32 protein-coding genes and 1 pseudogene are annotated in these 25,980 nt (G+C 41.0%); 24 read left to right on the forward strand and 9 right to left on the reverse strand.

What is annotated here, in order from left to right; genetic code table 11:
• Nucleotides 1-79: 79 nt before the first annotated feature.
• Together AACU32_RS25490 and AACU32_RS25495 are read left to right on the forward strand one after the other, a co-directional pair.
• Nucleotides 80-940 (forward strand): transposase, encoded by an 861-nt coding sequence (locus AACU32_RS25490; RefSeq protein ID WP_096603977.1) that lies wholly within the window; start codon nucleotides 80-82, stop codon nucleotides 938-940.
• A gap of 89 nt (nucleotides 941-1,029) precedes the next feature.
• Nucleotides 1,030-1,692, forward strand: a complete 663-nt coding sequence (locus AACU32_RS25495) for a hypothetical protein (RefSeq protein WP_096603978.1) — start codon at nucleotides 1,030-1,032, stop codon at nucleotides 1,690-1,692.
• Nucleotides 1,693-1,733: 41 nt separating this feature from the next.
• Here the strand turns inward: AACU32_RS25495 and AACU32_RS25500 are convergent, their stop codons facing one another.
• Nucleotides 1,734-2,747, reverse strand: coding sequence for a CHAD domain-containing protein (locus tag AACU32_RS25500; protein ID WP_096603979.1), 1,014 nt, complete (start codon nucleotides 2,745-2,747; stop codon nucleotides 1,734-1,736).
• Between the two features lie 305 nt (nucleotides 2,748-3,052).
• Between AACU32_RS25500 and AACU32_RS25505 the strand changes: the two genes are divergently transcribed.
• Nucleotides 3,053-4,132, forward strand: coding sequence for a DUF3616 domain-containing protein (locus tag AACU32_RS25505; RefSeq protein WP_096603980.1), 1,080 nt, complete (start codon nucleotides 3,053-3,055; stop codon nucleotides 4,130-4,132).
• Nucleotides 4,133-4,221: 89 nt separating this feature from the next.
• Here AACU32_RS25505 and AACU32_RS25510 read toward each other — a convergent pair whose 3' ends face one another.
• Entirely contained in the window at nucleotides 4,222-4,626 is a 405-nt protein-coding gene (locus tag AACU32_RS25510; RefSeq protein WP_096603981.1) for an NIL domain-containing protein, read from the reverse strand.
• A gap of 210 nt (nucleotides 4,627-4,836) precedes the next feature.
• Here AACU32_RS25510 and AACU32_RS25515 point away from each other — a divergent pair, with 210 nt between their 5' ends.
• Together AACU32_RS25515 and AACU32_RS25520 are read left to right on the forward strand one after the other, a co-directional pair.
• Complete coding sequence (locus AACU32_RS25515) at nucleotides 4,837-5,427, forward strand: thioredoxin family protein (RefSeq protein WP_096603982.1); 591 nt, start codon at nucleotides 4,837-4,839, stop codon at nucleotides 5,425-5,427.
• Between the two features lie 764 nt (nucleotides 5,428-6,191).
• Nucleotides 6,192-6,995, forward strand: a complete 804-nt coding sequence (locus tag AACU32_RS25520) for an SDR family NAD(P)-dependent oxidoreductase (protein WP_096603983.1) — start codon at nucleotides 6,192-6,194, stop codon at nucleotides 6,993-6,995.
• 202 nt (nucleotides 6,996-7,197) lie between these two features.
• Here AACU32_RS25520 and AACU32_RS25525 read toward each other — a convergent pair whose 3' ends face one another.
• Nucleotides 7,198-7,443 (reverse strand): DUF6737 family protein, encoded by a 246-nt coding sequence (locus AACU32_RS25525; RefSeq protein WP_096603984.1) that lies wholly within the window; start codon nucleotides 7,441-7,443, stop codon nucleotides 7,198-7,200.
• A 222-nt stretch (nucleotides 7,444-7,665) separates the two neighbouring features.
• Nucleotides 7,666-8,142, reverse strand: a complete 477-nt coding sequence (locus AACU32_RS25530; protein WP_445223191.1) for a hypothetical protein — start codon at nucleotides 8,140-8,142, stop codon at nucleotides 7,666-7,668.
• 195 nt (nucleotides 8,143-8,337) lie between these two features.
• Here AACU32_RS25530 and AACU32_RS25535 point away from each other — a divergent pair, with 195 nt between their 5' ends.
• The gene (locus AACU32_RS25535; protein ID WP_096603986.1) at nucleotides 8,338-8,913 is read left to right on the forward strand and encodes a hypothetical protein; all 576 of its coding nucleotides are present in this window, start codon (nucleotides 8,338-8,340) and stop codon (nucleotides 8,911-8,913) included.
• 122 nt (nucleotides 8,914-9,035) lie between these two features.
• Here AACU32_RS25535 and murG read toward each other — a convergent pair whose 3' ends face one another.
• Nucleotides 9,036-10,112, reverse strand: coding sequence for an undecaprenyldiphospho-muramoylpentapeptide beta-N-acetylglucosaminyltransferase (gene murG, locus AACU32_RS25540; protein ID WP_096603987.1), 1,077 nt, complete (start codon nucleotides 10,110-10,112; stop codon nucleotides 9,036-9,038).
• A gap of 83 nt (nucleotides 10,113-10,195) precedes the next feature.
• Here murG and AACU32_RS25545 point away from each other — a divergent pair, with 83 nt between their 5' ends.
• From AACU32_RS25545 to AACU32_RS25585, 9 genes are all read left to right on the forward strand, one after another.
• Entirely contained in the window at nucleotides 10,196-11,068 is an 873-nt protein-coding gene (locus AACU32_RS25545) for a hypothetical protein (protein WP_096603988.1), read from the forward strand.
• A gap of 45 nt (nucleotides 11,069-11,113) precedes the next feature.
• Nucleotides 11,114-11,587, forward strand: coding sequence for a hypothetical protein (locus AACU32_RS25550; RefSeq protein ID WP_096603989.1), 474 nt, complete (start codon nucleotides 11,114-11,116; stop codon nucleotides 11,585-11,587).
• A gap of 2 nt (nucleotides 11,588-11,589) precedes the next feature.
• A complete protein-coding gene (locus AACU32_RS25555) occupies nucleotides 11,590-12,363 on the forward strand; it encodes an SDR family oxidoreductase (protein WP_096603990.1) in 774 nt (257 codons plus the stop codon).
• A 71-nt stretch (nucleotides 12,364-12,434) separates the two neighbouring features.
• Entirely contained in the window at nucleotides 12,435-12,587 is a 153-nt protein-coding gene (locus tag AACU32_RS25560; RefSeq protein ID WP_339378271.1) for a hypothetical protein, read from the forward strand.
• A gap of 202 nt (nucleotides 12,588-12,789) precedes the next feature.
• The gene (locus AACU32_RS25565) at nucleotides 12,790-13,185 is read left to right on the forward strand and encodes a VOC family protein (protein ID WP_096603991.1); all 396 of its coding nucleotides are present in this window, start codon (nucleotides 12,790-12,792) and stop codon (nucleotides 13,183-13,185) included.
• Between the two features lie 85 nt (nucleotides 13,186-13,270).
• On the forward strand, nucleotides 13,271-13,987 hold the full coding sequence (locus AACU32_RS25570) for an SDR family oxidoreductase (RefSeq protein ID WP_096603992.1): 717 nt from the start codon (nucleotides 13,271-13,273) through the stop codon (nucleotides 13,985-13,987).
• 111 nt (nucleotides 13,988-14,098) lie between these two features.
• A complete protein-coding gene (locus tag AACU32_RS25575) occupies nucleotides 14,099-14,695 on the forward strand; it encodes a tRNA isopentenyl-2-thiomethyl-A-37 hydroxylase MiaE (protein ID WP_096608170.1) in 597 nt (198 codons plus the stop codon).
• A gap of 20 nt (nucleotides 14,696-14,715) precedes the next feature.
• Entirely contained in the window at nucleotides 14,716-15,120 is a 405-nt protein-coding gene (locus AACU32_RS25580; RefSeq protein ID WP_096603993.1) for a VOC family protein, read from the forward strand.
• A 24-nt stretch (nucleotides 15,121-15,144) separates the two neighbouring features.
• Nucleotides 15,145-15,468 carry a leucine-rich repeat domain-containing protein gene (locus tag AACU32_RS25585; protein ID WP_096603994.1) on the forward strand — a complete coding sequence of 108 codons (324 nt, stop codon included), beginning with the start codon at nucleotides 15,145-15,147 and terminating at the stop codon, nucleotides 15,466-15,468.
• Here the strand turns inward: AACU32_RS25585 and AACU32_RS25590 are convergent, their stop codons facing one another.
• Genes AACU32_RS25590 through AACU32_RS25600 form a run of 3 tightly spaced genes read right to left on the reverse strand, consistent with a single transcriptional unit; the run spans nucleotide 15,469 to nucleotide 19,390 of the window.
• Nucleotides 15,469-17,283: an ADP-ribosylglycohydrolase family protein gene (locus tag AACU32_RS25590; protein WP_096603995.1), complete on the reverse strand. Its 1,815-nt coding sequence runs from the start codon at nucleotides 17,281-17,283 to the stop codon at nucleotides 15,469-15,471. It abuts the gene before it with no gap.
• Nucleotides 17,283-17,987, reverse strand: a complete 705-nt coding sequence (locus AACU32_RS25595) for a DarT ssDNA thymidine ADP-ribosyltransferase family protein (protein ID WP_096603996.1) — start codon at nucleotides 17,985-17,987, stop codon at nucleotides 17,283-17,285. The genes AACU32_RS25590 and AACU32_RS25595 overlap by 1 nt, the downstream gene beginning before the upstream one ends.
• Nucleotides 17,984-19,390 carry a 3'-5' exonuclease gene (locus AACU32_RS25600; protein ID WP_096603997.1) on the reverse strand — a complete coding sequence of 469 codons (1,407 nt, stop codon included), beginning with the start codon at nucleotides 19,388-19,390 and terminating at the stop codon, nucleotides 17,984-17,986. The genes AACU32_RS25595 and AACU32_RS25600 overlap by 4 nt, the downstream gene beginning before the upstream one ends.
• 86 nt (nucleotides 19,391-19,476) lie before the next feature.
• Here AACU32_RS25600 and AACU32_RS25605 point away from each other — a divergent pair.
• The 4 genes and pseudogenes from AACU32_RS25605 to AACU32_RS25620 form a co-directional block, all read left to right on the forward strand.
• Nucleotides 19,477-19,878 (forward strand): annotated as a pseudogene (locus AACU32_RS25605) (DUF6745 domain-containing protein); the annotation flags it as partial.
• A 48-nt stretch (nucleotides 19,879-19,926) separates the two neighbouring features.
• Nucleotides 19,927-20,415 (forward strand): GNAT family N-acetyltransferase, encoded by a 489-nt coding sequence (locus tag AACU32_RS25610; RefSeq protein WP_096603998.1) that lies wholly within the window; start codon nucleotides 19,927-19,929, stop codon nucleotides 20,413-20,415.
• 113 nt (nucleotides 20,416-20,528) lie between these two features.
• A complete protein-coding gene (locus AACU32_RS25615; protein WP_339378272.1) occupies nucleotides 20,529-21,215 on the forward strand; it encodes a ComF family protein in 687 nt (228 codons plus the stop codon).
• Nucleotides 21,216-21,298: 83 nt separating this feature from the next.
• Nucleotides 21,299-21,760, forward strand: coding sequence for a PPC domain-containing protein (locus AACU32_RS25620; protein ID WP_096608171.1), 462 nt, complete (start codon nucleotides 21,299-21,301; stop codon nucleotides 21,758-21,760).
• A 69-nt stretch (nucleotides 21,761-21,829) separates the two neighbouring features.
• On the opposite strand, the gene cobS is transcribed toward AACU32_RS25620, so the two are convergent.
• Nucleotides 21,830-22,585, reverse strand: a complete 756-nt coding sequence (cobS, locus tag AACU32_RS25625) for an adenosylcobinamide-GDP ribazoletransferase (protein ID WP_096608172.1) — start codon at nucleotides 22,583-22,585, stop codon at nucleotides 21,830-21,832.
• Nucleotides 22,586-22,928: 343 nt separating this feature from the next.
• Between cobS and AACU32_RS25630 the strand changes: the two genes are divergently transcribed.
• The 5 genes from AACU32_RS25630 (at nucleotide 22,929) to psbM (ending at nucleotide 25,952) form a co-directional block, all read left to right on the forward strand.
• On the forward strand, nucleotides 22,929-23,381 hold the full coding sequence (locus AACU32_RS25630; RefSeq protein ID WP_096604000.1) for a hypothetical protein: 453 nt from the start codon (nucleotides 22,929-22,931) through the stop codon (nucleotides 23,379-23,381).
• 176 nt (nucleotides 23,382-23,557) lie between these two features.
• Nucleotides 23,558-24,661 (forward strand): tRNA guanosine(34) transglycosylase Tgt, encoded by a 1,104-nt coding sequence (gene tgt, locus AACU32_RS25635; RefSeq protein ID WP_096604001.1) that lies wholly within the window; start codon nucleotides 23,558-23,560, stop codon nucleotides 24,659-24,661.
• Between the two features lie 175 nt (nucleotides 24,662-24,836).
• The gene (locus tag AACU32_RS25640) at nucleotides 24,837-24,974 is read left to right on the forward strand and encodes a photosystem II reaction center protein K (protein WP_006195022.1); all 138 of its coding nucleotides are present in this window, start codon (nucleotides 24,837-24,839) and stop codon (nucleotides 24,972-24,974) included.
• 182 nt (nucleotides 24,975-25,156) lie between these two features.
• On the forward strand, nucleotides 25,157-25,453 hold the full coding sequence (locus AACU32_RS25645; protein ID WP_096604003.1) for a 2Fe-2S iron-sulfur cluster-binding protein: 297 nt from the start codon (nucleotides 25,157-25,159) through the stop codon (nucleotides 25,451-25,453).
• A gap of 382 nt (nucleotides 25,454-25,835) precedes the next feature.
• On the forward strand, nucleotides 25,836-25,952 hold the full coding sequence (psbM, locus tag AACU32_RS25650; RefSeq protein WP_096604004.1) for a photosystem II reaction center protein PsbM: 117 nt from the start codon (nucleotides 25,836-25,838) through the stop codon (nucleotides 25,950-25,952).
• Nucleotides 25,953-25,980 lie beyond the last annotated feature (28 nt).

Genomic DNA, 25,980 nt, shown 5'->3' on the forward strand with positions numbered 1-25,980 from the left:
ATGCTTGTTTATCAAAAACATATCTCAGAGCAAATCAAGTATGATAAATTTTGTGCCTTGAGTACATCTATATTCTCTTATGTCTAAACCTGCCGATGTCAGCACTAAACGCTTAATTAGTCTTGCTCCAGACAATTGGGTAAAATGGGTAACCCAAATACCCGATGCGATCGCAGGCGAAATCCTCAATTCGGAATTTCAATGGATCAGTCGAGAAAGCGATGTACTCATCCGCGTCGAAAGTCCCCAACATGGAGAATTTCTGGTTCTCAATGAATTACAATTGCGCTACAAACCAGAAATGCCAAGAAGAATGCGTGCTTATGCTGGATTAGCAGAAGAAAAATATAATTTACCAACCTATCCTGTATTAATTAATATCCTGAAAACGAGTAATGCAGAAATTCCTACACGCTACCAATCTAATATTGCGGGGATAGAAGCCTACCAAGATTACCGCGTGATTAACTTGTGGGAAGTAGATGTTAACATCGTCTTTGAACAACCTGTACCATCGTTACTTCCCTTTGTACCAATTCTTAGAGGTGGTGAAAACGAGTCTACAATTCGAGAAGCATTGCGTTTATTGCAAGCTGACGAACAATTAAACCAATTAGAAACGGTCTTAGCATTTTTTGCTACTTTTGTAATAGATAGCGCACTTGTTCAACAAATCATGAGGTGGGATATGACAGTATTGCGCGAGTCACCTTGGTATCAAGAAATTTTGCGTGAAGGCGAACAACGTGGAAGAAGAGAACAAACACTAGCGAATATTCAAATGACGCTAGAGACGAAGTTTGGCAATGAGGGATTACAATTGATGGGACAAATCGCCCAAATTGCCGATTTAGACAGCTTAACAGCGATTTTCCGCAGTGCGATCGCATCTGACACAATTGAAGATTTACAAAACTTAATAGCTGATACAGTTAAATAAGACTGCATAAAGTTGCGATCGCCAACCTATTGATGGAGTGAAGGGGTTGAAACCTTGCAAACACTACTCATATCAACGGGAAAACGATTATGAAAACTCCAATGCTGTTAAGTCTTGCTTGTTCTGTGTCTTTGTTGGGTGCGATGTCTTCGACGGGCTACGCCTACGCAGTTCCAGCTAATGCTCAACCAGCTACTAGCGTACCATCTCAACCGCCAGCAATTAGTCAAGAACTTACTATTCCTCAAGATACAGCAATTATTGTCTCATTTCCCGCACCTGTTACCGTCGATGTCGGGCAAAAGAAAGATTATCCTTTAACGCTGCCTTTAGCTAGTGCAATTAAAGATGCTCAAGGTAATATTGTAGCACCAGAAAATACTCCGGTAACTATTGTTCTGAAACCGACTGATGGCGGCGCTAAAATTGTGGCACAGTCGTTAGTAATTAATGGTCGAATTGTCTCGATTAAAGCATCGAGTCAAATGATTCCTGGTACTACTATTACCCAAAAGCGAGCTAATGACAAAGCTGTAGAAAACGGTTCTGTTTGGGGTAGACTGACAGGAAGTACCTTGGGCTTTTTAAGCAATGGCGATCCTGAACAGTTTGACAGAGGTGCAATGCTGGGAAGTGCTATTGGATTAGTCTCTGGCTTGCGTTCCGCAGAAAATACCCGGATTGTGCAGATTCCCCAAAGTAGTGTTTATGTTTTGTCACTAGAAGCTCCTATCCAATTATCTACTCGCTAGTAGGCTGACTATAGGGTTTTCTTCATTTCATACTTCAGCCTTCATACTTCAGCCTTATGAGTCTGATTTTCACGATCAAAACCAGATTCCTTAGGATGTAGTATTGTTAAATGAAAGCCATGTCTATTTTTGGTTTTCAGATACCGCTCTTGCAATGGTTGCCATTGCTGCCATAATTGATAACGATTTTCTGCTAATAATTTAGTCAGCCCATGCAAATGACTGTGCATGTCTGACTTAAATACATCCTCCAGCCACTCAGTTAAAACTACACTATCTTGCATCTCTCCCAAAATGTCTTGGATGTTTTTCACATCTCCAATATAAGCGGCGTAAGACTCGCTATATAAATCAGAAAACAACTCCATTTGGTAGCGTACACGTTTGGCTTGTTTGCGCAAACTATGCAGTATTTCACCTTGACTAGTTAATTGTTGTTCTACCTTTTCTGCTTCCCAGCCGTGATGGATTTTTAATTCCGATTTCACAAATTCAGTTCCCACCAACCAACCAGGATGCAAGAAGAATTGGCTCACTTCTGGTAAAAGTAAATCTGGTAATACTTGCCAAATTGTAATATCAGCTAAATCTTTATATTTTGGTTTTTCTAACCACTCTTCCATTGCTTGTTTAAAAGACTTGTAAGCTTCGTCTTTTAATGTTGTCTCTACTATAGATAATGCCTGTTCACGTTGTTTGGCGATCGCATCAAATGCTGTATGCAAATATGTCTGTTCTTTATGAGATAAACGCGGTTTATAACCTTTTTCTAAGTGTTCTTTGAGTACGTCTAAATCTCGGAGGTTACCAAGACGGCGAGCAATTTTACCGATATTTTTATCACTTATCGGCTTCGATAAATCTAAGGCGACTGCAAATCTACTGACAGAGGTACGTAGGCGACGCATCCCTACTCGCATTTGGTGCAACGCTTCTGGATCTTCATCTTTCTTAACTGACTTTTCGTACTTGAGAATTTTCTTATAATGTTTTTGCACTGCCTGGTATGCGTAGTCTCCAAGCGTTTGTACCGGAGTATTTGTAGTTATTTTCATATTGACACCAATCTCATACGCAATCTGAATTATTTATCATAACATTCTTAAAAGATTTTCATATATAACTTTTGATAATTTTTAAATTCAAATCTTCAGCTAATTTTTCTTTGAGATAATGCATCAGTTATTATCTGCGATCGCCTGCAAAGTTCACATTGATTTTTGTGGCGATCGCTAATTATAGATTCACTATATATGACATAAATAGGAGCAATACAATTTCTATCTCCAGAGGTAGACCTAGTATGATTTAAAACCAAAATAAAATAATCTTCAATCAAACCTGCCGAGAGTCATGTAAAATGAATAACAGCATTTTGTTAAATCAAGTATATTTAACTTTTGTCGAGAGTTTTGCCAAACACAGAAAAGACCTGTCGGCGATCATCCTAACCCCACATCAGCATATATGGTTAGGCTCAGATGAAAGCTCATCTATTGAAAGACTCTCATTGATTGAGAATAACAAGTTTGCAGACCACCAACAATTCCGAGTAGCAGAATTTATTGATTTACCAGCACCAGAAGGCGAAGAAATTGATATTGAAGGGCTGGCTTATGCAGATTATTACTTATGGTTTGTTGGTTCTCACAGCTACAAGCGGCAAAAACCTAAAAGCAAATATAGTGATATAAAAAATATTCAAAGATTAGCGACAGTTAGATCAGAATCCAACCGATACATCTTAGGTAGAATTCCCCTTGTAGATGGAAAATTATGCTCATCTTGCCCACACCCACAAAATCCCAATGAGCAATTGAGTGCCGCTAAACTAGAGTTGACTAACCAGGGTAATTTGCTGATGACAGCCTTAGCAAATGATCCTCATTTAGGATTCTATATTCAAGCAGCAATCCCCGGAAAAGATAATGGGTTTGATATCGAAGGAATCAGCATTGATCAAAACCGCATTTTCCTGGGTTTAAGAGGGCCAGTATTGCGAGGTTGGGCTGTAATTTTGGAAATAGAATTAGAAAGTTCTCACCTGGGACTGATGACACTAAAGCCAATTGGTGAAGAAAACAAGGGATATAAAAAGCATTTTCTGTGGTTGAATGGTTTAGGAATTCGGGATTTGTGTTTGAATGGAGAAGACTTGTTGATTTTAGCTGGGCCGACGATGGATTTAGACGGCCCAGTGGAAGTATATCGTTGGCAAGCTGGTGTGAATTTAGCAGAAAATACTCTGAGTTACCCAGAACTTGTGCAAGACATTCCCTATGGGAATAGAGAAGATCATGCAGAGGGGATGACAATATTTAATGATGTAGCCGGCAAACCTTCGTTGTTGGTAGTTTATGACTCTCCAGCCAAGAATAGACTCTTAGGAGATAGCACAGTTATAGCAGATGTGTTCGCCTTGGGATTAGGGAAGGGCTAGGGGGATAAGGGAGTGTGGGGAGTTTTCTTCCCTCTCCCCTATATCTTCCCATGCCCTATGCCCCATGCCCCATGCCCAATATTGACTTTTCAAAGATTAGTAGAGATTGCTTGTACAGGACAGGTAGGAATACACTGTTCACAGACAATGCAGCGCGATCGCGTGAATGTCAGCTTGTAGTCTGGTGGATTGAGGGTAAGGGCTTCAGTGGGACACACCCCAGTACACAAACCACAGTGGACACAAGTATCTTCATCAATGATAATTTCGCCCAAGGTATGAGCAACATTGATATTTTGCGATCGCATCCATTCAATCGCCGCATCTAACTGATCGATATCTCCCGATAGTTCCACCACCAGTTTGCCTATTTGATTAGGCGCCACTTGGGCACGGATAATATTAGCAGCAACGTTGAACTCTTTTGCCAGTCTATAGGTAACCGGCATTTGCACAGCGCGTTTAGGAAATGTCAGAGTAACTCGTTTTTTCACAAATTTGTCAGTTGTCAGTTGTCAGTTGTCATTTGTCATTGGTCAACAGTCAACAGTCAACAGTCAACAGTCAACAGTCAACAGTCAACAGTCAACAGTTATTAATTATCTCCCTTGTCCCCCTCATCTCCCTCATCCCTAGCCTCTAGTCCCTATCCCCTTCCGTTACACTGAAAATGATCCTGCTTAATAAGTTTTAATAATTCTGTTATGACACCAGATTCACCTGTTAATTCTCCAGCCAAGCCTGAATCCATTGTAGGGGGGCGTGTGAGAAATTTCTTAATAGCCATAGTAGCGATCGCCCTCAGCGTCGCCTTAGTTTTAGGACTGCGAACCGAGACGACTTCTGCATCTCTCGCGAAGTTAGGTGAGTCTTCTACACCTCTAGAAGTCGCGATGAGCAACGGTAAGCCCTCACTGGTGGAGTTTTACGCTGATTGGTGTACTGTCTGTCAAAAAATGGCACCAGATATGGCTGAGTTAGAACAGCAATATGCTGACAAACTAAATTTTGTCATGCTGAATGTGGATAATACCAAATGGCTACCAGAAATGTTGAAATATCGGGTGGATGGAATTCCCCATTTTGTATTTTTGGGTAAGGCTGGGGAAGCGATCGCCCAGGCGATCGGCGATCAACCACGTACCGTCATGGCTAGCAACTTAGACGCTTTACTAACTGATTCTCCCCTACCTTATGCCCAAACTAGCGGCAAGGTTTCCAAATTTTCAGCCCCAGTAGCACCCACAGCTAGTCAAGATGACCCTCGTAGTCACGGTTCCCAGGTGGTCAATTAGCACCGCAATTATTTATATAGCAGTCCTATTTGATTTGTGAAAATCGATATGCTCAGATCCCCGACTTCTTCCAGAAGTCGGGGATCTTGTTGAAGAGAATGATTTAGGATCGCTATGGAAGCTTTCACCTGAAAATTTGTATATTTGACCCTCCTACGCAAGCAATAAATATCAAAAAAATATCACCTGTGTCCGGGTAAATTATTGTAATTTAAATTACTACCTTGTTTTGATATTGCTTAGATATCCTGATATATACTTATTAATAATACAACAATAATGTTGTCTGACTTTTTTCAAAAATATGTAGATATAAAAACCCAGTCTAAAAACCTCAAAATCTTAGTAATTATACTATTCTAGCGCATTTCATTGCTGTTAAAATCTAGAATAGAAAAAATCATCCTACGGATTTTGAGAATCCGACTTTGGTATTAGATAAAATTTTTGTTGGCAAATCATAACTTTATAACTTTTCCAGTTTGTTCTCATAACTACAATTGCTTTAGATTCAGCGAAGTATATTCAAAATAGACTGGCTTAATTACTGGCTGGTCTGATTAACAATCTAAAAATAAATTTTTTAGTACTTCCGTAGATACTCTTATCTACAAGGTAGAAATTTGACTACAGTAATTTATCCGGAAAATGTCAAACAAGTTATTTAAAAGAGTAACGACCTCAAACCTATCTGGTTTGTTCCGAGGTTGAATCTCTCAAAATTCACAAAAGCTCTATCTAGTAAAATTCATATATTTTCCCAGATGAACAGAACACACCAAATTAAGCGTAAACAAACTGCTTTGATTACTGGAGCAGCTAATGGTATAGGCTACGAATTAGCATGTATTTTTGCTGAGAATGGCTACAATTTGGTATTAGTAGATAGAATGGCGCAAAAATTAGCTGAAGTAGCTGAAAAAATCCGAAAACAATTTGGAATTTTTGTTAAACCTATTGTCAAAGATTTATCTCTACAAACATCACCTGAAGAGATTTTTACTGAATTACAACAAGAAGTAATTCAGATTGATGTCCTGGTAAATAATGCAGGATTTGGTATTCATGGGTTATTTCATGAGACAAACTTAACAACTGAATTAGAGATGTTACAAGTAAATTTAGTATGTCTCACCCATTTAACTAAGTTATTCCTGAAAGACATGGTAAAGAAAGGCGAAGGTAAAGTATTAAATCTTTCCTCTGCCGCTGCTTTTCAACCAGGCCCTTTAATGGCTGTTTATTTTGCGACTAAAGCCTATATCTTATCATTTTCACAAGCACTAGCGAGTGAATTAGAAGGTACAGGTGTAACTGTCACAGCCCTCTGTCCAGGGCCAACAGAATCAGCTTTTCATGAAAGAACTGGAATTGCAGGTGCTAGACAAGCAGAAAGTAATAATATGATGGATGCACAAACAGTCGCCAAAATCGGTTATCGGGCTTTAATGTCAGGTAAAACTGTGGCAATTCCTGGGTTAAAAAATAGATTACTTGCTGAAATTGTCAGATTTACACCGAGAAATCTGGTGACAAAAATTGTGAAAAATATGCAAGAAGTAAAATAGTCAGAATTAGCTTATCAACCTAACCCCCCAACCCCCTTTCCCTACAAGGGAAGGGGGGTTTCAAAGTATCTCTCCTGCAAGGAGAGAGGAATGGAAGTGAGGTTTTGAGTAAACTTTGCAACTTTTCAAACAACCTCTAAAGGACAGGAATTGAGGGTGGGTGAGTTCTTAATAATTCACGTTTGCTTGAGGGACTGTTTCCTCAATTTTCTAGATTGTTATTTTGATAGGAATCTAAAATCCCACTGCGCATAATTAGCTGCGGCCAAATTAACACAAAAAAGCCCATCCAAGTCAATATAGGAATAGAAATCAGAACTGTTAACCAAATAGTTTTAAATAGTAACCAGCTACCACTAATTATGGTTACACCTGTGAGGAGTATAGACCAAGGCTGACACCACCAAGGCTTGTAATTCCAAGGACTTAAAGGCTTGTTTTCAGTCATTGTTTTGATTGCGTAAAACTGAGAATTATCCTGGCACAATTAGTTGTAGGTTGGGCATTGCCGACTATATCATAGTTTGGGTGGGCATTGCTGATTCCAATAACAGAGCGATCGCACCCAAAATCAAGGATGAAAATCCCTCTTCTCTAGCCCAATGACGGCAGTTGCTTCAAGCCGGGAAACCCGTCCAACGCACTGCCTCCCCAATGCCCCATTTTCCAACTAGTTAGGTTTCCAATCTCGTAGTGGTATATATTCATCTTTGAGAATATCGTAAACTTGGATCTCACCACTAGGATTCAAAACCCGAAATATATAAATTGTGTCAACATGGTCTACATGATTCTCTACAACTCGAATTGTGTAGTAAGGTGTCTCTGGCGTTGGTGAACTATCAACAATCGTCGCTACACGGATAGTTCCCCGAGAAAGACGTTCAATTTCCTTGTCTTTGCGTTTTACTTGTGGTAGTTTCTCAACTAAGTTTAAAGCTGCTTTTTCATCAATTACACTAGGATTTTGAGTAACTTTTATAGCATTGTTATCAGCAAAATCCGGAGATATTTGTACATAGTTAATCCCCATTTGAGCATGATTTATCGAACTCTTAGCCATAGCTGACTGCCCTGCTAGTGCTAGGAACAATGTAATAATTAAAGGACTATAGGACAATTGCTGCATAACCCTATCTGTCAACATTCTGATTCGCTCTAAATGAGAACTCGTTATAAATTCAGCATATCGGCAGACGAATCAAAATGTCATCTTCATTTGGCATAATTCTCTGATTATTGCTCAAGTTGAGATCAAGGCGAATAAAGATTTTACAGCAGATTGCAAAGGAGTGAGTCCTTTACTTACCTATATTTATCAAAAGAAGATTGTGAGATAGGTATGATCAACTGGATACAAGCCGAAGAATGGTGTGCGTACTACGATGATTATTATGCTGTTGATAAGCGTGCAAATCAAATTCACTTTTTTGAGCAAGAGTTTACTGTCGATATTAGCCTAGCTGAACTCCAAAAAATTATTCCGGTTACTCCGGTTTCTAATCCTACTGATATGAGTGAACCGGGGCCATGTGAAAGATGGTACGGTCAGATTAATGAGCTAATATTTTGGATTACCTATTATCATACAGAAAGTAATAAATACACTCTAATTACTTCTATATCTCCAAAATATCGAGAAAAGTACCATTGGTCTTTTCTAGAGAAGCTGGTCGATTTGCCAAGTTCGATATTAAGCCGGATATCTTGGATAAATGGCGATCGCAATCCAGAAAAATCTATTTATGTCACTGATGAGAATGGTTTAAGTTACGAATTTTATCCAGCTAAAACTCATTTAGAAGCGACAGAACTGATTGTTTTTTTACAGGATTTCAAGTCTGAATTTAATTTCTACATTGATGAACCAGAGGAGAGAAATTCAACTTGGGTAGCTGGAAAAATTCAACCAGGTTAAACAAAGCAAATTGTCGCTATACAAAAAGTCAAAAGAAGTATCTATGAATGATGATATTTTGGCTGAGGTAAACGCATAAACCTCTGTTAATGGAAAATATACCTTCGTTGAGCAACTTCTTTTTATCTCTCGACGACTTCACGCACTAATTGTGCCAATTTATCAGCACTGTCGGGAATAGCGATCGCTTTTGCTTTCTCTCCCATTTTGGCTAATTCTGTGGGTGAGTTCAACAAGTTCAAAACCTGAGTTTGCAATATCTCAGGCGTTAACTCTGATTGTTGAAAAGCTAAGGCTGCACCTACTTTTGTAAATACTTTGGCATTATAGGTTTGATGGTCTTCCGCTGCGTAGGGGTAAGGAATCAAAATCGCTGGTGTACCACACACCGCTAATTCTGTTAAGCTACCCGCACCAGAACGACTAATCACTAAATTTGCACGGCGCAATAATGCCGCCATATTGTTATAAAATGATAAAGCTATATACTGCGGGTGCTTGAGACTATCAGCCTCTGAATCGTTATCTCCAGTTAAATGCACTACATAAGCTCCAGCATCAAACCAAGCTTGTGCAGATGAGCGAACTAATTTATTAATACCGACTGCGCCTTGGCTACCACCAAAGACAATAATTAAGGGAACTCCATCAGGAACAGGTAAATCTAGCGCTGGATTATTACCTTCATCTAAGAATTGCGATCGCACAGGAGTACCCACATAGATATTTTTAGCACGGGGTAAATACTGGGCAGCAACTTCAAATCCTAAGCCTACAGCACTACACCAAGGGCCAAAAAAGCGCGTGACTTTACCAGGTAAAGCGTTGGATTCGTGAAAAACTACGGGTATTCCTAAAGACCGCGCCGCAATCACCGCCGGGCCAGCAATATAACCGCCGGTAGTAAATACGCCTTGAAATTTTCCCTGTTTGAGAATTCGTCTTACCTTTAAAATCGAACTGATCAGCTTACCCAAAATGGGAACAGAAGAAATTCCAAAACCTTGCTGAAACCCCTCAACTGCAATAGTATGCAATTGATACTGCTTGGGAAGGAGCTGAGTTTCTAAACGATTGGGAACACCCAACCATTCAATGTCATATTCTGGCAGTTTTTGTGCCAGTGCGATCGCCGGAAACAAGTGTCCACCAGTACCACTGGCGGCTATCAATAACCTAATCGGTGCTTCTTCTACCATTAAACCTCTACCATTTAGCGCTTAGCTTAACTAAGATAAAACAATTTCCTACCTTATCTAGTGAAATCAGTAAACTCTTGCCAATGACTAACATTATTACTTTATTACTGAAACGCCACCGCAAATTAAGAGCCAGCATCTGGCTAATTTTATCGATACTGACATTTGGTATAGCAAGTACTTGGCAATGCTCTCAAGCTAGTACACCAAGACAATTACTAAACTTCGGAAAAACCCCATCTGAGAGTCTAGCGGCTGGCAAAATCGCCCAAAACGCACCACCTGAATTGACCAATTTGTTAGCACAAATTGATGCAGCTGCTAGCCAAGGCGATGTGAAAAAGGTAATCGAATTTTACAGCCCTAATTTTGTTCATGGTGATGGTTTAAACCGCCAAACCCTAGAAAAAGCCTTAATTGACCTCTGGAAGCGATACCCCAAATTAAGATACACCACTCAGTTGCAATCTTGGCAATCTGAAGGCAATGGTATTGTCGCGGAAACGGTAACTAATATAACTGGCTTACCTTCTGCCAACAGTAATAATCTGGCTCTCAATGCCACAATTAAGTCACGTCAGCAGATTACAGCTGGAAAAATCGTTCGTCAAGATATTTTATCGGAACGTACCCTACTCACTTCTGGTAGTAAACCACCACAAGTTGATGTTAAGTTACCACAACAAGTCAAAGTTGGACAGCAATATAATTTTGATGCGATCGTTCAAGAACCGTTAGGCGATGAGTTTATTTTAGGAACAGCAATAGAAGAACCTGTACAAGCAGATAAATATCTCAGCCCCTCATCTGTGGATTTGGAATTACTCAATTCCGGCGGGCTGTTTAAAATTGGCCGCGCACCATCTACCCCCGGTAGCCAATGGCTTTCGGCGGTAATCCTGCGGGGAGATGGTATGACAATGGTGACGCAGCGTCTACAAGTGGTGAAAAAATAAATTGGGCATTGGCTTCGGCTTCGCTCAGCCACCAGGGCATTGGGCATGGGGCATGGGGCATTAAGGCTAGTTAGCGGAGATAAAAGCCTGATTAACCGAGCTAAAAACCTCGTTGACGGAGATAAAAGCCTGATTAACCGAGCTAAAAGCCTCGTTGACGGAGTTAAAAGCCTGATTGACGGAGTTAAAAGCCTGATTAACCGAGCTAAAAGCCTCGTTGACGGAGTTAAAAGCCTGATTGACGGAGTTAAAAGCCTGATTAACCGAGCTAAAAGCCTCGTTGACGGAGTTAAAAGCCTGATTAACCGAGCTAAAAGCCTGATTAACCGAGCTAAAAACCTCGTTAACCAAGATAAAAGCCTCGTTAACCAAGCTAAAAGCCTCAAAAGGCATCATCAATTCACAATGCAGATTGTCTCCCTCATCTCCCTCATCTCCCTCATCCCCCCTGCCCTCTTCAATGAGTCATTAGTTCCGAATTATTGGACAATGGACAATGGACTCTTGACTCTTGACTAAAAATGATTTCCCTGCAAAATCAAATCGTTCTCATCACTGGCGCAAGTAGTGGTATCGGCACTGCTTGTGCCAGAGTTTTTGCTGCTGCGGGTGCAAAATTGATTTTAGCGGCGCGACGGTGGGAACGCTTACAGCAGTTAGCTGATTTACTTAGTAAAGATATTCATACTGAAATTCATTTATTACAGCTAGATGTGCGCGATCGCGCTGCTGTGGAAGCTGCTATTTCTAGCCTACCCCCCTCCTGGTCTGATATAGACATTCTGATCAACAATGCTGGACTGAGTCGCGGTTTAGACAAGTTGCATGAAGGCAGCTTTGAGGATTGGGAAGAAATGATTGATACCAATATTAAGGGTTTACTTTACCTTACCCGCTATGTGGTTCCGGGGATGGTAAAACGCGATCGCGGTCATGTGGTAAATATTGGTTCGATCGCTGGACATCAAACTTACCCTAATGGCAATGTCTATTGTGGTACGAAAGCCGCTGTTAGAGCCATTTCTGAAGGCTTAAAACAAGATTTGTTAGGCACTCCCATCCGGGTGACTTCTGTCGATCCGGGGATGGTAGAAACGGAATTTAGCGAGGTGCGCTTTCATGGCGATACTGAACGTGCCAAAAAAGTTTACCAAGGAGTTACTCCCCTGACTCCTGATGATGTAGCAGATGTGATATTTTTCTGCGTGACGCGATCGCCTCATGTCAATATCAATGAAGTAGTCCTGATGCCGGTCGATCAAGCTAGCGCCACCCTGGTTAATCGGCGCACATGAGGAAGCAGGTGAGGGGGGAGTGTGGGGGAGTGTGGGGAGTGTGGGGAGAAATGACAACTGACAACTGACAAATGACAAATGACTATTACGCGATCGCAGATCAAAAACATCTGCGATTTTTTTATCTTCAGTTGTTGCAACTCATAGTCATTTCGACTATGATTTATTTAGACGAAATCAATAACCCCAGCTATGGAAAGCCTAGTCATTGGTGTGATGTCTAACGACAAGACGCTAGGCGTCTACGCCAGCTTAAAAAAACAAGGAACCATCGGTGTGATGTTGGGCTTTGTCATCATGATGTTCTTAGATAAAGCTTGAGGATAATTCCTGATTTTTCGATGTTACAGATACATTTCTGTAAAATTCAAAGATTCTCATAACTAATAAATAAAAATATTACTTTCCAATTCACAGGAGCAAAGTATGAACATGATTCGCTTTGAACACATCAACCTTTCTTGTAAAGATATCGACGCGACGAAAAACTTTTACCAAACTCTATTCCCAGATTGGTATGTCCGAGCCGAAGGGGTATTTAATGGCGATCGCTGGATGCATTTTGGTAACAACCAATTTTATCTAGCTTTGAATGACGATTCAAAACAAGAACGAGTACATAAGCCTTACGAAAGCATTGGGATTAATCATGTTGGCTTCGTGATTAATGATGGCGAAGCTATGAAAGAATTGCTGTCAGCGAAAGGCATTGATTATTATACAATGACAGCCGCAGAAACCAAGCATAGAATTTATGTCAATGATCCAGATGGCAACGAAATCGAATTAGTAGAATATAACCCTGATTATGCTCTTGCGTAATTAGCATCAAGCTTGCTGTCTAGCTCCCCGACTTCTTGAAGAAGTCGGGGATCTGAATGAATCTCTAATAACCTGAGAAAAAACCATGAGTACAAATAAAAAAGTGGCAGTAGTCACAGGTGGAAATCGCGGTTTAGGACTGGAAGCATCCCGCCAATTGGCTAAACAAGGATATCAATTAATTCTCACCAGTCGAGATGAAACTAAAGGTAATTCGGCGGCGATTAAGTTACAAAATGAAGGATTAGATGTAATTTCTCAGCCGCTTGATGTAACCAGTGATGAAAGTAGCCAGAAATTAGCCGAATTTATTAACAAAGAGTTTGGTAAACTTGATGTATTAGTAAATAACGCTGGCATATACATTGATGCTCAAGTCGGTGGCAATAGTATTTTCGATGCCAAAATCGACACCTTAAAACAAACACTAGAAACCAATGTTTACGGTGTTATGCGAGTGACGCAAGCCTTAGTTCCGCTGATGAAAAAACAGAATTACGGCAGAATCGTCAATGTTTCTTCAGGGATGGGACAACTACATGACATGGGGGGAGGTTCCCCAGCATATCGCATTTCTAAAACTGCGTTGAATGCTGTCACCCGAATTTTTGCTAGCGAATTACAAGGGACAAATATTTTAGTTAATTCGGTGTGTCCCGGTTGGGTAAAAACCGATATGGGTGGAGCAAATGCACCCAGAACTCTAGAACAAGGAGTAGATACAATTGTCTGGTTAGCAACTCTTGATGATAGCGATGCTACTGGTGGATTCTTCCGCGATCGCCAACCAATAGACTGGTAATCTAAAATTCAAGGTGCGATCGCCTGCTCAGTTGCGATCGCCCCAGACCAGATTAAAATCAATGTGCTGGGCTATGTCAGCGAAATTGAGATATCTGGAGTTTTTCATCCTGTGCTTACAGCATTACCCACAATCAACGCCCTTAAACAACCCACCAGTTCGGCTTGGATAGAACAAGCGATCGCTAACTTAGATATAATTTTGCTCGACCATTCCCACTGCGAACGCAAAGCAGCGGGTGTGGCGTTAAATTTTATGTTTCGCTACCCTTCTAATGCGAAAATGGTCAGAGAATTAACTGCGATCGCTCGTGAAGAACTAGAACACTTTGAACTAGTCAATCAGTGGCTAGAACGCCGTCACATCCCCCTTGCACCTTTACCACCACCTCCCTACGGTGCGGGTTTAAAAGCTCAAGTTCGTCCCCAAGAACCAGATAGATTTTTAGATTCATTACTCGTTACCGGATTAATTGAAGCTCGCAGTCATGAACGCTTAGGATTATTAGCTACACACTGTCCTGAGCCAGAATTAGCCAAATTTTATCGCGGTTTGATGGCATCAGAAGCGCGACATTTCGGTACTTATTGGGTTTTGGCTGATACTTATTTTGACCGAGAAATTGTCATGCAACGGCTTGATGAACTAGCATTTGTTGAAAGTCAGTTGCTAGAAACATTACACTCAGAGCCTAGAATTCATAGTTAGTAAACTAACGTACATTAATTATGAAACTTCAGTTAACACACCTCAGACTGCTCGTTTCCAATTACAAAGAAACTTTTTTGTTCTACCGTGATTTATTGGGTTTGAATGTAGATTGGGGTGATGAGGAAACTGGATACGCTGAGTTTAGTACCGGATCTCTTCCACTAGCTTTGTTAAAGAAAGAGTTCATGGTTCAAGTCGTTCCCAGCATCAATCAGTATTCGTCCTTCGCCAGCCAGGATAAAACATCCTTGATTTTTGCTGTCGATAACGTGGATGAAGTTTATCAACGGCTTAAAGACCATAATGGCATCTTGATGACTCCACCCACAGACCGTCCAGACTGGGGAATCCGCACGGCTCATTTTCGCGATCCCGATGGTAATTTAATTGAGATATACACCAACTTGGGTATTCTAAATTAGAATTTCCCCACCAGCTAATACCCAATGTCTGAAGTACAGCCAAACCAGACTCCGAACTTTCACCGCTTTGCTGACTGGTGTTTGCATAAAGATAGCCTCTCAACTGAACCCAAACATACAGTTGAGGTGCTATTAACGGAAGCTGAAACTTGTAATTGCTATAAAGCAGAGCAAAGACTTACAAGCTTGACCGGACTTAACCTTAATTATCAGGAGATTTGCGACTTAAGTCCACTTTCTACATTAATCAATCTGGCTTACTTAGAACTCGGTAACAATCACATTTCCAATATCAGTCCATTATCTAGTGGAACTCAACAAAACTTCATGCAAGCCAATATTTTTTAATTAGAACTTTACTTCATAAATTCTGATCAGATTGCCATCAGGATCAAGACAGTAAAAGAAGCGCCTTTGATGGCTTTTTGAATCATCTTTCATGATTTTTGCTCCTACCTTGCTCACATTATTATAAGCTTCATCAAATGACTCAACTACCAGGTCAATAGTGTTAATAATGGACGGTTTATTCATCTCAGAAGAGAAACCGTATATTTTTTTATACTCTTCTAAATCAGTTAATATAATGCTTCCGCATTTTACTAAAAAACTAGATTCTGATTCAACTTTAATTCCTAATACTTTTTCATAAAAAAACCGAGATTTATCCATATTTTTAACTGGAATTCTAATACCTAAATTTTGCACTTTAACTGGTTCTAAATCAACATTAGAGTCAGATATATTTAAATATTTGGAACCAGTATGAATCTCAGTTTTATTTTTGGTACGTGAAATCTTTTTAATGTATAGAGACTGACCACCAGTCGTAATCAGCTTCCATGATATTACTACTGTTGAATTAGATAAAGATGGATGATTTACGGTATCTGAAATTTTGGCTTTTCTGCCGTCTGGAATCAGTATTGTATTAGCTGATTTTGATAATTCGAGTTGTTTAATTAAAGAATCAATCTGAGTTTTTTTAGTTCTGGGATTATCTATTGGTTTAGTTTGTGAATCTTCATCTTGATTTCTGGCTAAACGTTCAGCAGTATCTTGGATATACTTTGCATCTTGAACTATTGCTGCATAATTTCCTAGCCATTCAATTCCTGCTATAGCGCCTAAAATTCCGCCAGTCATTGAAGCAAGCGTATCAGTATCAGCACCATAGGCGAATCCTGCTTCTAAAAGACCATGAAAAGGATTCGCAGCAAAACGTGATGCTATAAATATAGCAGCGGCAGCGCTTACTGTTCCTGCTCCTTTAATATTTTTATCAAAGCATCCAAGTTTAGTTATAACTTCTCGCTCAATCGAAAGCGCTCCTTGCTTCATTCCTTCTTGACATAGCTCAAGAAGTCGCAACATTTCATCAGTACTATCATGCCACGACTTATCATATTGCCCATTACTAATTTCTAAAGCTGAATTTTTCCAAGTCGGACATATATCGTTTAAATCTGGTAGAGCAGACCAACAATTAACTTTAGATAAAACTTTCTCAATAATTGCACCGTATTGTAGGGTATTCTGCTCTCGTAATGCTACCCAGATAGCAAAACCATAAGCAAGCGCACCCACCAAAGCTCTGGGATGACCGTGAGTGGTGACACCATTAGCAACAATATTTTTCGCAATTTTTTCAAAATTAGTTTCTGTCGCCTTTAGCAAACAGTGAGGCAGTATTCGCATCGCCACACCATTTCCACCTGCGTTAAAATATCGCTTTTTATCCTTCTCTTGAGAAGACCAAGGCTCTATTCCGGCAAGCCACTGTTGCGCTGCTCGTTTTGTTGCTCCTCCTCCTCCTCGTTCATAAGAAGTCCAAGTTGGTAATTCTCGCTTAGTTAAATGATGCCACCACCGTGCGCCATAAAATAAGCTTCTGGCAGTACAGAGAATCAGCTGCGTATCGTCACTATACTCCCCAGCAAGAATGACTTCCTGATGAGGGAAATATTGCCCCCCTGTCTTTCGCACCCATTGTTGGAATCCATTATCTAGAAATTCTGTTGGAGAAACAGTCTTTTTATCAATTCTCTTAGCCTCTGGTTCTTGAGGCCATCCCAATGCATCCCCAACAGCTGCGCCAAGAAATGCACCTTGTCCTTTTGTGATCAGGGAGATTTTATGTATGTGCTGTTCATTGCTGTTCATTATTCCTCCCTTACTGTCCAAGGTATTTCATCTGGCTGCTTACCTGAGCGAATCAAGTTGCTTAATTTATGCTTATCGAATAAATCTGGTGCTAATACAAATTTATATTTATCTTCTGGAATACCCACATAATTGAGACGTACTGCTTCATTTCTTGCCTGTGTTTCACTTAGTACTGCAATCGCTAAAATGTCAGATATTCCAATTGTGTCAGGTATTAGTACTTCTGCTTGATCATCTGTTGGGGAGCAGGGTAAGTGATTCATTGATCGCTGTCTGGTTTTCCCATAGGCTCCAGTAATAGCATCGGCAAAAATAGCTTTAAATCCCTGCTCACCCTCAATAATGCCTCTACCATAACCCGATGCAGCGTTACGTGGACAGAAAAGAGTACCAGACATCCAAAGATACTTAGGGTTAATCAACAGTACAACCCAATCTTGGAATAAAATATCCTTTGATTTAGCCTTATCAAAATACCAAGCATTAGGATATTGAATTGAACAACATATGTATCCTTCATGCCTATCTAGTCGCTCTAAATCAGTTTGTGTAAAAACACCGCGCTCGGTTTCTTGTAAATTTTTTGTTGCCAGTATTCCTACTCCCCCTGTCAAAATATGAACCAGGTTACGCGATGGAGTAAAGTGACAAAGCCTCTTTATTCCACGACTTTCAGCCTCACGCTTAATCGAATCAATCATCTTATTATCTTCTCGTAAAGGCTTGTATCGCTTGGTAAAAGATTTGTAATTTCACCGCAATAAGTTATGATAAGGCGTATTTTTGCCCGTGTGACACCAACATATAATACTCTTCCATCTTGGGCACTTGCATCCTCTTCACCGAAAGCTTCCGCCGCTGCGGGGTCTGGTAGTTTCTTATTATTACAAAATGGCAAGATAACTGCGTCGAATTCAAGACCTTTTGCTGAATAATAAGTTCCATATCTAATACCTGCGCCAGCTTGCCAAGTTGTCATATCTCTATGTAGACGAATAGTTGTTAATCTTGACTCTTTTTGTAAAAGCCGTTGGATAATCTGTTCATCTTGGCGATCGCGAAAAAGAATAGCCACACTCTGCGTCCTAGCTAATGTTATAGCTTGGTTAACAACAAACAGTTTTTCCTCATCAGGAGAAGAAAATTCAACTATTGTTGGTAACGGACCATCAGCCGGTGGTGAAACTGGTTCTACTAAATCGGAGATACTTTTAAAATACCGCATCTTGGAAATAGCCAGTCCAAGTTTGGCGATTTGCTTAGTATTACGGTAATTTTCTTTAAATTCCCAAACTTGTTTAATGTCAAGTCCTGCATCTCGCCAAGATATCCGATGTCCATATATTTGCTGTGCAACATCTCCAAAGAATGTCAGCGAACCATACGAAGGAATAGCTTTTGCAAGAGACCGAATCATTTGTGGCGAAAAGTCCTGACCTTCATCAATGACGATGTGTTGATATAGACGTTCTGATTTATCAGCATCTAATTCTTCACAAACACTAGTCGCTATGTCGTCCCAGTCGTATTTCTTACCACTTTGCTGACGTAGATTCAGATAAGTCTGATAAATTTCAAAGACTAACTTCCGTTCTTTACTGTCAAAACGCATTTCTGCACTACGAAATACGTCAAAATCTTGATATTCATTGTAAGTGGTAATGCCATACTGTGCAATCCAGCGGAGTTCCTCTGATAAAAGCTCTACAGGATAGTTACAAAAAGGGTGCAAACTATAATGCTGTAAAACATTTTCAATTGCTTGCTTCACTAAAGCTTCGCGACGATCTGGATCAAGAATCGTGTTCCGAGACATTTTATTTCGATAAGCGAGATATCCCCTGGCGAATGTATGGTAGTTCTCGATAGTTACGTTGACTAATTTGCTATCCTGAAGGTGTTTTAAGTAAGTTACAAGCGCCTTATTAAATGTAACTAACAATGTCTTACCACAATGTTCAGTCTTTGTGTTGCTCAGAAAAGCTGATCGCAAAATAGCAAGTGTAGTCTTACCACTTCCCGCAGTTCCTAATATAGCAAAGTGCCCGCGCGTCGGCAGATATAGCACCTCTTTTTGACGTCCAATTGGCTGAGGTAGACTCATTATCACATAGAAACTTAGTTTTGATTTCTACTATAGCTTTTCAGTATCTACCTGTATGAGGTCAATGTTGTAAGGTAATAATCGCAGAACCAGCAATTGTGTTTAGCGATCGCTGGCATACCGGATACTACTATCATGGTGTCAAACTACCTGAGAAATACGGCAAACTGCACCCCCAGCAATGGGAAGCACAATGGCTTTTAGAAGAAGACAATGCTGAACTCAGACGCGTTTTAATCCAAGGTATAGGCTACGATCGCATTTGTCAGCAATTAAAAGCGCAAGTCATCGATTCTTGGCAAGAATACACCCTACTTCGGATTGATGCTGATGTTGATGTTGAGCCAATACATCTTTTAAAAATGACTTGCCCTAGCACGGCAAAAATTCATACATTAAGAGTACCGCCTTCGATCAACTCTGCCAGAGTTGCGATTCGTTGGGTAAATTGGGATATAGATCCAGAAAAATTTTCTGTGCAAACTTGACTCTCTTTTTGCTCCCGTTCAAAATTAAAAATTATTGAAAATTTTCCGATGAGAGATTATTATCGAGACTTTTTGATTCGTAACTGGGAGCAGAGCGATCGCACTAGCGCTGCCGCAGTTATCAGTTATGTATTATCAGAATACGGTTTGGGCTGGGAACCAAACGGTGCTGACCGAGATGTGGTACAAGTCGAAGAATGCTACTTAGCCACAGGCGGTGAGTTTTGGGTAATTGAACACCAAGGGCAGTTAGTAGGAACTGGGGCATACTACCCAGTAAATCGCGGTGAAAAAGCCGTAGAAATAAGGAAAATGTATTTATTGCCCAGCATTAGAGGTATAGGACTAGGGAAATATTTGTTACTTCAGCTAGAAGCAGCGATCGCCGCCCGTGGTTTTCAAGAAATTTGGATTGAAACCGCCAGTGTTTTAGTAGAAGCAGTCAAACTTTATGAGAGTAACGGCTATAAATCAGCAACGGGAGTAGAAACCCCAAGGTGCGATCGCGTTTATGTCAAATACCTCAACCGGCTCTGAGGTGTAGGGAAAGGGGATGAGGGGATGAGGGGATGAGGGGAACAAGGGGGACAAGGAGGAAAAGGAAGGGGGGCTGAGGAGACAAATGACAAATGACAACTGACAACTGACCATTGACAAATACCGTGATTTTTGCAAAAAGCGCCCTAAAAGGCTTACTTAATCTTTTTCTCCAATCCCATTGTCCTCTGTGTCAACGAAGTACATCTCGTGAACTGTGTGAATACTGTGAAAGACAGTTACAAAAATGTCACCTCCAAGACCCAAATATTTTATGGAAAGAGCCGTTACCAGTGTTTAGCTGGGGAGTTTATGGTGGTTCCCTAAAAAGAGCGATCGCGGCACTAAAATACGAAAATCAACCGCAAATCGCTCGTCCTTTGGGCGAATGGATAGGAGAGGCTTGGTTATTAAATTCGCCAAAACGCAATCAAAACCTAATTGTCGTTCCCATACCACTTCACGCCAGTAAGCAAAAACAACGTGGCTATAACCAAGCTGCACTTTTAGCCCGAAGCTTTTGCCAAACAACTGGGTTAAAATTCAAACTAAATGGTCTAGAAAGAGTTAGAGAAACCAAGCCTCAGTTTGGGTTATCAGTATCAGAGCGAGAAAAAAACTTGGACACAGCTTTTGTGGTCGGGTCAGAATTTCGCGATCGCCATCCGGAATTCCCAGTTTTGTTAGTGGATGATATATATACTACAGGTGCTACTGCCGTTTCGGCGGTAAAAACACTTAATAATAGGGGAATTGCTGTTTCAGGGTTAGTAGCACTGGCTACTACTGTCAAAAACTGATAGCCAAATAATTCATAGGCAGCTATTTCCGAGAACTCTATAATTGACCAGATAACCCTGTTTTTGTGGGAACATTGATTGAAATGATCGGTAAAGGTATTGCAACAGGTTTGAAACGGGTAATTATCTTTCCTGCCACATTACTGGCAATTAGTTTAAGTACAAGTGCAGCTTTTGCTCAAAATAAGTTATATAGTCCAATTCCTTTAACTACTAGTAGTGCTGAGTTTTCAGATACCCTCTCAGAGAAAGATATTCCGACAGGTCAAGGTGGATTTGCCCGTGATTATACGGTGAAATTAAATAAAGGCGATAATTTAGCAGTTGATTTGACTTCGGAAAATTTTGACAGCATTATTACACTGCTTGCACCCAATGGCGCAACTTTAGCAGAAAATGATGACGGCCCCGATGGTAGCAGTAATTCCCTATTGTTTACCCGCATTGCAGAAACAGGCACTTATATAATTCGCGTCCGTTCTTTTGGGGAAACTGGCGTTGGCAACTTTAAACTGAAGGTGACAAAGTTGCAAGCTATTAAGTAACATTTGTTAAGGGTCAACAGTCAACAGTCAACAGTCCCCCCAACCCCAGTCCCTCATCCCTATTCCCTTTCAAAAAGCAGTCAACACACAAAGAAACAAGGCTTCTGTCCACTCAACGACAGCGCCGTAAGTATCACCTGTGTGTCCGCCTAATTTATAGTTAAACCATGCACCAGTCACAGTGGCGATCGCACTCCCAGCGATTACCATTGCTAGTGCCAAAATTATCTGTTGGCGATGTAGCAAAAATAGTAACCCACTGACACCTAGGAGCAATAACAATCCCGGTAACAAATCTTTATAAGACTGTATGGCTTGTTTATGAAACGCTCCTTTTCCTGTAGGTTTGAGGTAAGGATAACAAGCGATCGCTAGCTGTTGTCCCCAGCGTCCCCAGCCACAAGCCGCTATCAAGATCAGCCAACGGTTTGCTTCTATTTCCGTCAAGGCTGTTGTTTTGAGCAATACTAGAGCGATCGCCGCCATTGCGCCAAATGCACCTGTAGCACTATCTGCCATCACCTCTAGCCTGCGCTCAGGGTCACCTACCGCCAAACCGTCAGCAGTATCCATTGCTCCATCCAAATGCAGCCCTCCAGTAATGCCAATCCCCAGGCTGACTACTAACGCGCTACGAGTTAATATTGGTATACCCAAATAACTCATGCCGATATCAAATAACCCTAAAATTCCCCCAATCAACAACCCTACTAGTGGAGCTAACCGCGCCACTCCCCCAAATTCCAATCCGTTCAGTTTCGGCAAAGGAATTACAGTATAAAATATTACGCTTGCTGCTAAATTAAGCAACAGCTTTTTTCCCAAAGAAGGCAGTTTAGTCATATTAGGGGCTAGGGGATGAGGGGACAAGGGAGTGTGGGGGGTGTGGGGAGAATCACAAATGACAAATGACAAATGACAAATGACAAATGACAAATGACCAATGACAAATGACCAATGACAAATGACCAATGACAAATGACCAATGACCAATGACTATTGACCAATGACAAATGACCAATGACCAATGACTATTGACTATTGACTAAATCAGGTCGTTGGACGATCGCGCTCTTAAATTGATATTTTTGAAATGTAGGGAGTACACAGTGTTGACTTCAATATTTTGTGCTGTTGCACCTCACTTTAGCTCATACCCCATTTCCTTATGAGTCACTATCTACCCGACACCAAGATACCAGCTCCGTGCATTATTAACACGGGCATTATTGTGAATAAGCTCGACATCCGGCGATTGCTGGCTGACTTAGGTCGAGTCCACTACATCTACACCCAAGAAGGTCAGTTACAAAGTGAGGGTGATGGGGATGTGATGGAAGTATTTTCTAACCCGCAACGGTCTACTTTAGTTGCTAACCATGCGCTTTACCTGAATGTTCATAGTTTTGATTACTTAGAACTCAAACAGTCCGCGCAACAGGAAACCTACTTTGATTTGATGCAAGAAGGTATGTGTTTGCGGCTGATTCCCCTGACAACTCCCCTACAAGAGCGAAAAGAGCGGAATTTGAATATCAGCGCCATCGAAGCCATGATGGAGCAAGTACTTTCAGCTAGATGGGATGCGGAAATTGATGATGACTCTTCCGACTCATTTTAAATAACAGTGTTATAGATGAATTTTTCTTTGTGTCTACCCTGCTGTAAGGGCTACGCCCAACGCAGTACGGGAAGACGATGAGCGTCTATGTCGCTTTGTGATTCAGGATCACCTTTTTACCATAAAGACACAAAGACATACAATCGATAAATTAGCCAAATAAAATTACTTTTGCCTTGAGCGCCAATTTTTCTTTTCAATGTCTTGCTTGCTGTAGTAAGACAAAAGCTAGGGCTGGGGTATTTTTCACCCCTCATGGCCCTGTGGAAACCCCAAGATTTATGCCAGTGGGGACACTAGCAAATGTCAAAACTGTGACTCCAGCCCAACTTAAGGATACTGGGGCACAGATGGTATTGTCTAATACTTACCATCTCCACCTCCAACCAGGGGAAGCAATTGTGGCTGGAGGTGGGGGATTGCACAAATTTATGGGTTGGAATGGCCCGATGCTCACAGATTCCGGTGGGTTTCAGGTATTTAGTTTGAGTGAGATGCGAAAAATTACTGAAGAAGGAGTAACTTTCCGCTCTCCCCATGATGGGCAAATTATTAAATTAACGCCAGAACGCTCGATAGAGATTCAAAATACTCTAGGGGCGGATGTAATTATGGCGTTTGATGAATGTCCACCCTACCCAGCGACTCGCCAAGAAGTAGAAGCTGCAACTGGGCGTACCTACCGCTGGCTAGAACGCTGTATTGTGGCTCATAAACGCGGCGATCAGGCACTATTTGGGATTGTGCAAGGGGGAGTGTATTTAGATATGCGATCGCAGGCTGCTTTGGCTTTAGCTGAGTTAGATTTACCTGGATATGCAATTGGTGGCGTGAGTGTAGGAGAACCACCAGAACTGATGGCGCAGATTGTGCAAACAACCGCACCATTGTTACCACCCGAAAAGCCGCGTTATTTGATGGGTGTAGGTACTTATAAAGAGATGGCGATCGCGATCGCTTCTGGTATCGATTTATTTGATTGCGTCATTCCCACCCGTTGGGCTAGACATGGTACAGCAATCGTACAAGGCGATCGCTGGAATTTAAAGAATGCTAAATTTCGTGAAGATTTTGCGCCTTTAGATGAAACTTGTGCTTGCTATGCCTGCCAAAATTTTACTCGTGCATATATATCGCATTTAGTGCGATCGCAAGAGATTTTAGCTTACACCTTATTGAGCATTCACAACATCACAGAACTGATTCGCTTTACCCAAAGTATCCGCGAAGCCATATTAAGCGATCGCTTCGCCACAGAATTTGCTCACTGGCTGGATTGAGATGAGGGGATGAGGGAGTGTGGGGAGTGTGGGGAGAAAGAGAATGACAAATGACAAATGACCAATGACCAATGACAAATGACCAATGACAAATGACAAATGACCAATGCCCAAACCATGTTAAGATACCTATCAATTATGAAACGCTGTGTTGGATAGGTGGATTTAAACGAGTATGGAAGCAGCACTGTTATTAGCAAAATTGCCGGAAGCTTACCAAATTTTTGATCCTTTGGTAGATGTTCTGCCAGTAATTCCCGTTTTCTTCTTGTTACTTGCTTTTGTTTGGCAAGCAGCAGTTGGATTTAGGTAAGTTAATTGAATTTAAATTTCTGGGACAGGTTCAAGTACCTGTCCTATTTTTTGCCATATTTACTTTACAAAAATTGACAATTATTAATAATATGTAATTTTTTCATATAGACTTAAATTAGTATATCAAGCCTGGTTAACAACAGTACAAAAGCCAAGCTTTTAGTTCCTAAGGTATCAGCTATGGGTAATATCAAATTCGTTAAAGAAAATAAAGAAGTAATCGCGGCAGATAATGCTAATCTCCGGCTCAAGGCAATGCAAAATGGCATTGATATATATACATTGATTGGTAAAATGACAAATTGCGGCGGCTATGGCCAGTGTGGTACTTGCATAGTCGAGATTGTGGAAGGCATAGAGAATCTTTCCCCCCGCACAGATGTAGAAAACCGAAAATTGAAGAAAAAACCGGAAAACTACCGCCTTGCTTGTCAAACCCTAGTGAATGGGCCTGTCAGCGTTGTCACTAAGCCTTAGAGGATGTTTGATAAGTATTGTTGATTACTGTTCTGCGGTACAATTTAACTGAGCGCAAGGTAGGGGTGACGACCCATGCAGGATATCCATAACTGGACTCCAAGGGCAGAAACGTAGCCTGTCAGGTTCGCCTTGCGAAAGGCTCTGGGGAGGGACGCTTCCTGGAGGGTAAATAAATTGCCTGTGGAGGCGATCTGGCGGGGACGTAAGACATGGGTTAAACGTCTAGAAAAGAGCCTAAGAGACAGGAAAAAGGGTGACGAAGGGGGTTTTAGTCCCCGCAGGAACATCCTTTAAGAATCCCCCTCATTCATCTGGGTGAGTACCTCAAGATGCTATTCTAAATGTTGTTGACTGGAAATTTAAGAGAGGCTTTCTTGCCATGCAAGTTAATGACCTGGGGTTCGTAGCGAGCATTCTGTTCGTACTTGTTCCCTCTGTATTTTTGATAGTTCTGTACATCCAAACTGCCAGCCGCGAAGGTAAAAAAGATAGTTAATACGTTTTTTATCGAATAAAGAACCCCT

This window comes from Calothrix sp. NIES-2100 (assembly GCF_963875285.1).
GTDB lineage: Bacteria > Cyanobacteriota > Cyanobacteriia > Cyanobacteriales > Nostocaceae > Aulosira.